At 62.8% G+C, this 9,416-nt stretch carries 9 protein-coding genes and 1 pseudogene; 2 read left to right on the forward strand and 8 right to left on the reverse strand.

Translation table 11 applies throughout. The features are described 5' to 3' along the window. Position 1: 1 nt before the first annotated feature. The 5 genes and pseudogenes from WAO18_RS14575 to WAO18_RS14595 all read right to left on the reverse strand — a co-directional run. A complete protein-coding gene (locus tag WAO18_RS14575) occupies positions 2–841 on the reverse strand; it encodes an amidohydrolase family protein (RefSeq protein WP_422206965.1) in 840 nt (279 codons plus the stop codon). Further along, the gene (locus WAO18_RS14580; RefSeq protein WP_422206966.1) at positions 838–2,463 is read right to left on the reverse strand and encodes an acyl-CoA synthetase; all 1,626 of its coding nucleotides are present in this window, start codon (positions 2,461–2,463) and stop codon (positions 838–840) included. Before WAO18_RS14580 ends, WAO18_RS14575 begins: the two co-directional genes overlap by 4 nt. Positions 2,464–2,485: 22 nt before the next feature. Beyond that, positions 2,486–3,688: an amidohydrolase family protein gene (locus WAO18_RS14585; RefSeq protein WP_422206967.1), complete on the reverse strand. Its 1,203-nt coding sequence runs from the start codon at positions 3,686–3,688 to the stop codon at positions 2,486–2,488. Beyond that, positions 3,669–4,559 (reverse strand): enoyl-CoA hydratase, encoded by an 891-nt coding sequence (locus WAO18_RS14590; protein ID WP_422206968.1) that lies wholly within the window; start codon positions 4,557–4,559, stop codon positions 3,669–3,671. The genes WAO18_RS14585 and WAO18_RS14590 overlap by 20 nt, the downstream gene beginning before the upstream one ends. A 197-nt stretch (positions 4,560–4,756) precedes the next feature. Further along, positions 4,757–4,972: pseudogene (locus tag WAO18_RS14595) on the reverse strand (short-chain dehydrogenase); the annotation flags it as partial. A 214-nt stretch (positions 4,973–5,186) separates the two neighbouring features. Between WAO18_RS14595 and WAO18_RS14600 the strand changes: the two are divergent. Beyond that, positions 5,187–5,990, forward strand: a complete 804-nt coding sequence (locus WAO18_RS14600) for a TetR/AcrR family transcriptional regulator (RefSeq protein WP_422206969.1) — start codon at positions 5,187–5,189, stop codon at positions 5,988–5,990. A 3-nt stretch (positions 5,991–5,993) separates the two neighbouring features. On the opposite strand, the gene WAO18_RS14605 is transcribed toward WAO18_RS14600, so the two are convergent. The 3 genes from WAO18_RS14605 to WAO18_RS14615 are packed head-to-tail and all read right to left on the reverse strand — an operon-like array spanning position 5,994 to position 8,436. Continuing rightward, positions 5,994–6,914 carry an enoyl-CoA hydratase/isomerase family protein gene (locus tag WAO18_RS14605; protein WP_422206970.1) on the reverse strand — a complete coding sequence of 307 codons (921 nt, stop codon included), beginning with the start codon at positions 6,912–6,914 and terminating at the stop codon, positions 5,994–5,996. Next, positions 6,915–7,745 (reverse strand): FadR/GntR family transcriptional regulator, encoded by an 831-nt coding sequence (locus WAO18_RS14610; RefSeq protein WP_422206971.1) that lies wholly within the window; start codon positions 7,743–7,745, stop codon positions 6,915–6,917. A 1-nt stretch (position 7,746) separates the two neighbouring features. Continuing rightward, positions 7,747–8,436 carry a hypothetical protein gene (locus tag WAO18_RS14615; protein ID WP_422206972.1) on the reverse strand — a complete coding sequence of 230 codons (690 nt, stop codon included), beginning with the start codon at positions 8,434–8,436 and terminating at the stop codon, positions 7,747–7,749. A gap of 120 nt (positions 8,437–8,556) precedes the next feature. Here WAO18_RS14615 and WAO18_RS14620 point away from each other — a divergent pair, with 120 nt between their 5' ends. Next, entirely contained in the window at positions 8,557–9,378 is an 822-nt protein-coding gene (locus WAO18_RS14620; protein WP_422206973.1) for an enoyl-CoA hydratase/isomerase family protein, read from the forward strand. Positions 9,379–9,416 lie beyond the last annotated feature (38 nt).

Consider the following 9,416-nt stretch of genomic DNA (forward strand, 5'->3'; position numbering starts at 1 on the left):
GTCAGTGCTCCTCCTGGCCCTCGAAAAAGAAAGTGTGCGCGTTGTTGTAGAGATAGTTCTCCATGACATCTGCTGGCAGGTCCAGCGCCTGCGCCTCGGGCACCACGCGACGCATCTTCAACACCGGCCAGTCCGACGCATAGATCACCTTGTCGGGTCCGCGTGTCCGCATGTAGTGCAGCAGGCTCTCCGGTAGCCGTTTGGGAGACCAGGCTGACGTCATCAAGCGCAGGTTCTGGTACTTGATCAGCAGCCGGATCGCGATGTCCCACCATGGATCCGCACCGTGAATCATGCACAGCTTCAACTCGGGGAACCGTACGCAGACCCGGTCGAGGTGGATGGGGTTTTGCACTTCCCCGGGGATCGGCGGGCCGGGTAGGCCGGTGTTGATGCACAACGGCAGGCCGATCTCGGCGCATTTGGTGTACAGCGGATAGTAGACCGCGTCACTCGGCGGATACTGGCCGTCGCCCCAAAAGCTCGGCCCCACAGCGGTATATGCGACTGGAAGATCGTTGACCACCGCGCTGAGCTCCCGCAGTGACGGCATCGGCCGCAGCAGATTGACGCCGCCCATCGCCAGTGCGAACCGATCCGGCTTCGCCTCGACGAATTTGCGGGCCGTTACCGACGGCTTCGCGAGGTTATCCATCAGCACGGCCTTGCGCACGCCGTGGGCGTCCATCTCATCGAGCAGAGCGGACAAATCGACCGGTGCGAACATCGACTCCGGGCCCTTGAAGTAGTCGTCGCGTACCTTGACCATCCACGTGGGCTGCTTCTCGGTCTCACCGAAGTGCACGTTGACCAGGCAATCAATCACACGGCTTGCGTTCATGTCGACATCGGCGCTTTCTGTGTCGCTTGCCTTTTCGCCCATCGATAGTCGGCCTTCCCATTGCCGAGGCGATGGACTTGCTCGACGACGATGAACTCTTTGGGTGCCTTGAACCGGGCCAGCTGCGAGGTGCAGTAGGCGTGTAGCAATTCCGGTACCGCGGCGACTCCGTCTCGCGGTTGGACCAGGGCGACAAGCTCTTCACCCCAACGTTCACTCGGCCGGCCGACAACCAACGCATCAGCGACATCCGGATGCGCGCGCAGTACTTCTTCCACTTCCTCGACGAACACCTTCTCGCCGCCGGTGTTGACCACCAGCGAATCGCGGCCGTACAGCCGAAGCGTTCCGTCTTGTTCCAGCGCGGCGCGATCGCCCGATATCACCACCCGCTTACCGTCGACCTCCGGAAAGGTCTTGCGGGTGGCGTCGGGATCGTTGAGGTATCCCAACGGAATCCGGCCCACCCTGGCGGCCCAACCGATACCCCGATCGCCGGGGGAAAGAAAGCGGGTGTAGTCCTCGGACAGCACCAATCCACCCTCCCGCAAGGTAAACGTGTCGGTCCGGGTGTCGCACCGGCTGTGTCCAAATCCCATGTTGCCGGTTTCCGATGACCCGTACCCGTTGATGAGCGTGAGTTGGGGCAGTAGCTCCAACAGCGCTTGTTGGTACTTGAGATTCGTTGCGGCACCACCAGTACCGATCGCGGCCAGCGAGGACAAGTCGTAGGTTCCGCGGCGCAACTCAGCGACCAGTGGCGCGGCGTACGCGTCCCCGACCATCGTCATCATGCCCACTTTTTCGCGCTCCGCGGTCTGCCAGACCAGTTGCGGGTCGAGTTTCTTGCTGGTGTCGTAGAGCACGACGGTCAGGCCGGCCATGATCGCCGCGAAGGCCGTCCACATGCCGGCCGCGTGCATCAACGGTGACACAGCGAACCAGGGCGATCCGGCGTTGCGGCTCACCTTGTCCCGGATCTCTTCGGCAGAAGCATGGTCGGCGCCCACCATCGACGACACGTAGATGTCGGATTGGCGCCAGAGCACGCCCTTGGGGCGACCGGTGGTGCCGCCGGTGCAGATCATCAACAGATCATCGGGTGACCCGGTGACGTTCTGGTCGGTATTCCCTTGCGCCAGCGCGTCATCGAGGGTTACCGCACCGGGAAGCTCGGGGGCATCGCTTCCGTCGTCAACCGACAGCAGCAGATCGGCGCTATCCGGAGGCAACACATCGGCGAACTTGGCGCCCAGCGATTTGTGATAGATGACGGCACGGGGCCGCACGTAATCGAGCAGTTCCCGAACTTCGAGCGGCGTGTAGTTGTAGTTGACGTTCACCGGAACGGTGCGCGCCTTCAGGCAACCGATGACCATGTCGGCGTAGAGATCGTTGTGCATGACCAGGGCAATGCGGTCTTGCCCGCACTCCCAGTTCTGCAGGGTCGCCCGCTCCCGATGAGCTCCGAAGCCGTTGGCCGCAAGATAGTTTGCCAGCCGCCGGGTGAGGTCCGCGGTTTCGGCGAAGGTCCTCCGGCGATCACCGCAGACGGTGATCGCCCGGTCGGGAATGACCTCGGCGATCACATCCAGGACCGCACCTATGGTCCACTCGCTCATGGGTTCTCGGGGCCTGCAGCGTTCATGCCGCCGAGCCGACTTTGACGCCGAGCAAATCCAATGCGTTGTCGCGCATCACCTTACGGATATCCGCAGCACTGAAGCCGGCCAGCTCCTCGGTGAACGAGACCGGGTTCTCCAATCCTTCGCCGTGCGGCCAATCCGATCCGAACAGGATCTTCTCGACGCCGATCACCTCGGCGAGTTCGGCCAGATCGTCTTCGTAGTAGGGCGCAACCCAGACGTTATTGCGCAACTGGTCCAATGGGTCCACTGGGAACAGCTTCGGATGATTGTTGGCCGCTTTCTTCAGCCGCTTGACCAACCGGTGCACGAAGTACGATCCGTTTTCGATGCTGACCGCCTTGAGTTGCGGGTGACGGGTGAACACGCCGTGGGCGATCATCGCGGCCATCGTGTCGTGAATCGCGCGGTCGTCGACGAGTATCTGGTCCAACGGATTTGAGCCGCCAAATGCCTCGAAGGTCGACTTGCCGCCCCACATCCCGGCTATCTGGAGGTAGCCGCTGTCGCTGAGGTGGAATCCGACCGGAACTCCGGCTTCGGCCAACGCGGCCCACACTGGATCGTGCAGGGGATCGCCCAACGAGCGCGGCTTGACGACGCCGGGCACCGGAGCCGGGCGCACCAGCACCAGCTTGGCGCCGCGGGCCAGAACGGACTCCACCTCGTCGAGCGCACCGGCGGGGTCGGCCAGCGAGATGATCGGCGCTGCAATGATCCGGTGGTCGGGCCGGTCGAAACCCCAATCCTCGTCCAGCCACATATTGAATGCGCGAACCGAGGCCATCGTCGCATCGACGTCGTGCTTGAGCGCCTCTTCGACGCCGCACGCGAATGTCGGCAACATGAACACAGTTTCGATGCCCTGGGTATCCATCACCGTGATGCGTGCGTCGCGTTTCTGGTACTCGGGATGCTGCTCGAGGCGCTCGACCTTCATCAACGATGCGGGGTCGACGCCTTCTGGAATCTCACCGCGGAACAGCAAATCCAAGCACCCCGGCTTGATGATGGGGTCGAAGGTCGGGTTCGGGATGAAGCGGTTGACCCGGTCGCCGATGATCGCCTGAGTGTGCTTGCCGTCCTGGAATATCTGCACCCCGCGCCTACGGAACTTCTTGTCCAGGTGCCGAGTGAAGGCGTCGAGCGGTTCGTAGTAATGATTGTCGACGTCGATGGCCTTATAACCCAAGTTGCTCATGATCATCCTTTCCGGTATTGAAAGATTCAGCCGAAGCGCTTAGCCCGGGGAAGCTGGGAGCGCGTTTTTCCAGGAAGCTGGTGATGCCTTCGATGACGTCGGGACGCTTCAGCGATTGCTGCAGCAAGGCCTCGGAGAGCGCGCTGGAGTCGGCTACCTCACGCATTGCATCGCCGTAGGCCTGCCGCTTGATGATGGCCATCGATGCCGGGGAACAGTTTTGGGCGATGTCCTCGGCGTAGGCCATGGCCCGCGTCATCAGCTGGTCGGGCGGCACGACCTCTTTGACCAACCCGAGCTGCGCCGCCTCATCGGCCAGAAAAGTCCGGCCGCTCAACAAGAGATCAAGTGCGACGCCCCAGCCGGTCAACCGCGGCAGGATCCACGAAACGCCGTATTCCGCGATCAATCCACGGCGGGCGAACGACGCGGCGAATTTCGCACCTGCAGCCGCGAACCGGACGTCGCACATCAGCGCCTGGGTCAGGCCGATGCCGACACAGGATCCGTTGATGGCAGCGATGACCGGTTTACCCAACGTGGTCAGATGATGCGGCTGCCGGTCCCCGACCAGGCTGGCCAACTTGCCCTCGTCGGTCTTATCGATCGACTCCGCCACGTTACCCATCGAACCCAGCTGGGCGCCGGCACAGAATGCCTTGCCGCGACCGGTGAGAACGATCACCCGAACGTCCGGGTCGTCCTCGGCGCGCTCTATTCCCGCGTAGAACGCGGTGGCAATGTCTCCGCCCCAGGTGTTGAGTCGATCCGGCCGGTTCAGCGTCAGAACCGCGACACCGGTTGCAGTGACCTCGTAGATCACCGCCTCGGCCTGGCCGGAATCGGCGACGAGGTCGTCAGCGGTGCTCATCTGCGCCACTCCTTCTCATCGCGGCACTCCGCATCGTCGCCGGCGGTGCTCATCGAGCATCCTCCCGGGAGCTCAGGCGGCAACTTTCACTGCAGCTTGTACGCATACTGTATACCTATCGGTACTGCATTCTGCAACTGCCGCGAAGGGCCTTCAGACGCCGCGCCAACAGCCGAAAATCCGACCCGCCTCGCCCGCTAGGTAAAGTCAGAGCCAGTGTCGACATTGACGTTCGCCCCGGTCGGGTACGAGCTGCGTCGCGACGCCAAACACGCCACCACCGAACCCATTTCGTCCGACAGACCTGCCTGGAGCAGATGATCGGGATGCCCGAAGTATTCGGCGCTGGCTTCCATCAGTCGATACGGATCGCGGCCGTCGACGCCCACCGATGTCGCCCGGCCCGCCAACGACGACGGAAGTGGTCTTCGCCGACCCTAGATGGATGGCAAATAACCGGGTTGCCCTTCGCTTGCCGCTATGCGTATCAAAAAGCCTACGATAGGTATTACAGTAGCTAGCGGGGAAGGCGACACGGCGGCGTAACTGCAGATCAATCGGCAGCTAGCGGTAGATTCGAGCCCGCCGGCCGCGAAGCCGGAACGATCTGACGCAGCGTTGAACGGGATGGAGGTGCACGCAGTGGCTAAGCAAGCAACCGCCGAAAAGCGTCAGCGGCGCGAACGTGGGTCCATCAATCCCGACGACATCATCAGCGGCGCGTTCGAACTCGCAGAGCAGGTTTCGATCGACAACCTGAGCATGCCGCTTCTCGGTAAACACCTCGGCGTCGGCGTCACGAGCATTTACTGGTACTTCCGCAAGAAAGACGACTTGCTCAACGCGATGACCGATCGCGCGTTGCGCAAATATGTATTCGCCACCCCGTATGTCGAGGCCACCGACTGGCGCGAGACGCTGCGCAACCACGCCCGTTCAATGCGTAAAACCTTCATGGGCAACCCCATCCTGTGCGATCTGATTCTGATCAGGTCCGCACTCAGCCCGAGGGCCGCTCGACTCGGCGTCCAGGAGATCGAGAAAGCGATCTCCGGACTGGTCGAGGCTGGGCTGTCGCCGGAACAGGCCTTCGACACGTATTCCGCGGTGTCGGTGCATGTCCGCGGGTCGGTGGTACTGCACCGGCTCCAGGAGAAGAATCACGCGGCGGAAAACGGCGGTCGCACAATCGAAGACGCGATGGTCATCGATCCCGAAACCACCCCGCTGCTGGCCCAGATGACCACCAAAGGTCATCACATCGGCGCGCCCGACGACAACAACTTCGAATACGGCTTGGACTGCATTCTCGACCACGCCAGCCGGCTGATCGAGCAGGATTCGAAGTCGGCCGGCCGTCGGCCTAAGCCGACGTCGTCACGGCAGCGCAAGTCGCCTTCGACCGGCCGAGCCAAGACGTCGCGGCAATAATAATCACGGCGCCGAGTCTTTCGGTGGCTCAGGCACATTGAAGTGCTCGTCACGAAGCCGGAACGCCTCCTTGGTGCCGTGTTGCGCACGCGTCTTGACGAAATTGAACTCGCCGGGAGCGAACTGCAGGTTAGTGCCGAACGCGTGGAAGAGGTAGCTCGCGACTTCCTCCCCTTGATATGCCTGGCTCTGCTCGACGAGTCGAAACGCTTCCTTTGCGATGACGACCCCGTCGGCCGGCATCTTGGCGGCCTTCTCCGCCCAATACCGGGCACGCACGGTCACCTGGCCGGGATCACAAGTCTCCGTAAAGATTCCGAGCTGCTCGATCGCCGCGGCATCGATGATGTCGCCGGTCAAGAGCAGACGTCGGGCGAGCACCGGCCCTAGTCGATGAAAGAACATGTGCAGGCTTCCCAGCGCCGGCCCAAGGAAACGGGTGGCCGGCATACCGATCTTGGTATTGCGCGCGATCACGGAAATATCGGTCATCAGGGCGATTTCGAAGCCACCGCCGAGTGCGTAGCCGCTGATCTCCCCCACGGTGACCTTCGGAAAGCCCATCAGGTTGTGGTAGAAGCTGAACGACTTGCGATCGACCGTAAGCCGGCGGCGCTGGCTGGGACGGGACTTGGCCGAGCGGGTTTCGCCGTTCGCCGGCTCGTCTGAACCGCGCTCGCCGTACCAACCGTAGGCGTTGTTCATGTCCGCGCCGGTGCTGAACACACCGTCTGCTCCACGCAGCAGAACCACCGTCAAATCGTCGTCATCCGCGACACGATCCAGGCACCGGGCGACGGCTTCGCGCATGGTCGCGTCGTACGAGTTCCGCTGCTTGGGATTGTTCAAGGTTATTGTGGCGATGCGCTTTTCCGGATCGATCTCGAAGATCACCCGGCCGTCGCCGCTTTCTGAGACGGTCATCTATACCGATCCCTTCCTGCCGTTCGGCCGGCCGTTGTACTCCGGGCGCGGGTCCAGTCGTGCGTCGAGATCCGACATCAGCTTCGCCTCGATGGTGTGGTCCGTGCCGAAGGCGAGCGTGTTGCGGCGCGCCGCGGCCAAGTGATCTTGGGCCAGCCGTACCGCGCGGGCGGCATTGCCGTCGCAGATCGCGTCGAGCAGACGCTGATGATCGCGCAGTGCCGCACGCCTGGTCTTGTCCACCATCGGCGCCGGTTCGCCATGGCCGTTCCACACCGCCGACTCGTGGGCCGACCATATCAGCTCCAACGATCCGATCAACAGGATCATCGGCTCATTGCCACACCGGGAGACCAGCGTCTCGTGAAACCTGCGGGCATTCGGCACGTACCGCGACATGTCATCGAATTGCGCTGTCTGAATATCGATTTCGTCCTGCAGATAAGGGACAACTTCGGTCATCCGGTCCTCGCGCGCGGCACACATCCCGGCGCAGATCGGCTCGAGATGCACCAGCGCCTCGCTGACGTCCACCGGGGTGGCTGCCCTGGTCTGCAACACCATGCTGAGCATGTGGGCGGTCCGTTCGACGGTCGGGTGATGGATCACCGCCCCGCCGACATTGCCGCGGCGTACCGAAATCAGCCCGTCGGTCTCCAGGATGTGAATCGCCTCCCGCAACGCCGGCGGGCTCACGCCGAATTCCGCGAACAGGCTTTCCTGCGACGGGAGGACGTCTCCTTCTTTCAGGCGACCGGACAAGATGTCTTCGCGCAACTTAGAGGCCACGAGCTCAGCGACGCGGGGCTGACGAAACCGTTGTCCTGCCATGTCAGGTCTTCTCGGCTCGTCGCTTGCCGAATCGATGCCCGGTCAGCATCTCGGGACGCAATGCCAGCGTCGTGACCTCACCGACGCACAGCACCTGCTCGTCGAGCAGCAGTCGGCCCGTTGACGTGATACCACGTTCCTCCTGCGACCGGACGATGTCGAAGCGCAATTCGGTCAGTACCGGCGTCGGCCGCCGGAAGGTGACCTGCAGCCCTCGGGTCTTGCCGGAAAGCCCGGCGACGCAGTTCTGATGCTGCATGACACAGTCGAAGAACACCGCGAGAAATCCGCCGTGGACCAACCCCGGCGGACCCTCGTACACCACCGGGAAAGCGACTCTGCCCAAAGCGGTCTCACCGTCCAGGTGTTCGAAGCGGTACTCGGGAAAACACGGGTTGAACGCGCCGATGTCTGTCGCGTGATCGAGATACACCCGCCGGGTACCGTCGTCGTCCCCGATCCGCGGCGCGCTGTCCGGTGGCACCGCTGCGGCAAGCTCCTCTTCCCAGTCGCCGATCTGCGCGATGATCGCATCGACCGTGGGGTGCGCATGTTCCAACGACAGCAGCAACGAGCTGAGCCGACGGATTGCCCCGGCCGCAAAGACAGTCTGGGTGAGCGGCGCTTCGCCGAACCGGGCTGACCCCGAGTCGGGCCGCGCCGGGACGCCCGCCGCCTGGTAATCGCCCATACCACCTCTTCCCGACGCTTCTGTTCCGTAGCGCGGCTTTCCTTGCTAAGTTATACAGCGAAGCAATTGTCTTGCCTACTGTAGAGGGAACCGTATCGGCAGGGAAGGGCGGATTCGTCGGTGAGTCAGAACGCGGATTCTTCAGCGGCTGACGGCTCTCTCACGACGAGCCACGACGGCGGTATCCTGCGGATCACCCTTGATCGGCCATCGCGACGTAACTCGTTGAGCCGTAGCATGATCGAGAAGTTTGTCGCTATTCTGACCGACGCTGCCGTCGATGACTCGCTGCGGGCCATCCACATTCACGGTGCGGGCGGCGACTTCTGCTCCGGCGCCGACTGGGTTGCCTCCAACAGCAGCAGCGAGCAGCGGCCTCGTACCGGCGACATCCTTCGGCGCACACCCCACGCCGCGCACCGCCTGGTCGAGCTGATCCACGACGTCCACTTACCGGTTGTCTGCACAGTGCGTGGATTCGCAGTCGGCCTCGGCTGCAACCTGGCGCTCGCCGCGGATTTCACCGTAGCAGCGGACGACGCGGTGTTCTGGGAGCCTTTTGCGGCGCGCGGATTCAGTCCTGATTCGGGTGCATCCTGGCTACTTCCCCGATTGGTCGGGCTGACACGTGCGAAGCGGATGCTGTTGCTCGGCGACAAAGTCAGCGCAACAGATGCCGCCGACTGGGGGTTGATTCACCAAGCCGTTGGGCCGGCCGATGTGGACAGCGTGACCGAGGCCCTGCTGGCACGCTTGGCCGCCGGGCCTACGGTCGCCCTCGGGTTCGCGAAGCAGGCCATCAACTACAGCCAGCACGCGACATTGAGCCAGGCGATGACCCAGGAATTGTTCAGCCTCGAACTTTCTTGCAGAACGGCCGATTTCAAGGAAGGCCTGGCCGCATTTCGCGAGCGACGTCCGCCGAGGTTTGAAGGCCGATGACCACCGGCATCGATACCCATCCCCACTAGGCAACAAGG

The organism is Mycobacterium sp., from assembly GCF_049278535.1.
Taxonomy (GTDB): Bacteria; Actinomycetota; Actinomycetes; order Mycobacteriales; family Mycobacteriaceae; genus Mycobacterium.

Coding starts and splice junctions, on each gene's coding strand:
- WAO18_RS14610 (WP_422206971.1), bottom strand. CDS start 7,745: ATGGCAGGACAACGGTTTCGTCAGCCCCGCGTCGCTGAGCTCGTGGCC.
- WAO18_RS14615 (WP_422206972.1), bottom strand. CDS start 8,436: ATGGGCGATTACCAGGCGGCGGGCGTCCCGGCGCGGCCCGACTCGGGG.
- WAO18_RS14585 (WP_422206967.1), bottom strand. CDS start 3,688: ATGAGCAACTTGGGTTATAAGGCCATCGACGTCGACAATCATTACTAC.
- WAO18_RS14580 (WP_422206966.1), bottom strand. CDS start 2,463: ATGAGCGAGTGGACCATAGGTGCGGTCCTGGATGTGATCGCCGAGGTC.
- WAO18_RS14575 (WP_422206965.1), bottom strand. CDS start 841: ATGAACGCAAGCCGTGTGATTGATTGCCTGGTCAACGTGCACTTCGGT.
- WAO18_RS14590 (WP_422206968.1), bottom strand. CDS start 4,559: ATGAGCACCGCTGACGACCTCGTCGCCGATTCCGGCCAGGCCGAGGCG.
- WAO18_RS14600 (WP_422206969.1), top strand. CDS start 5,187: ATGGAGGTGCACGCAGTGGCTAAGCAAGCAACCGCCGAAAAGCGTCAG.
- WAO18_RS14605 (WP_422206970.1), bottom strand. CDS start 6,914: ATGACCGTCTCAGAAAGCGGCGACGGCCGGGTGATCTTCGAGATCGAT.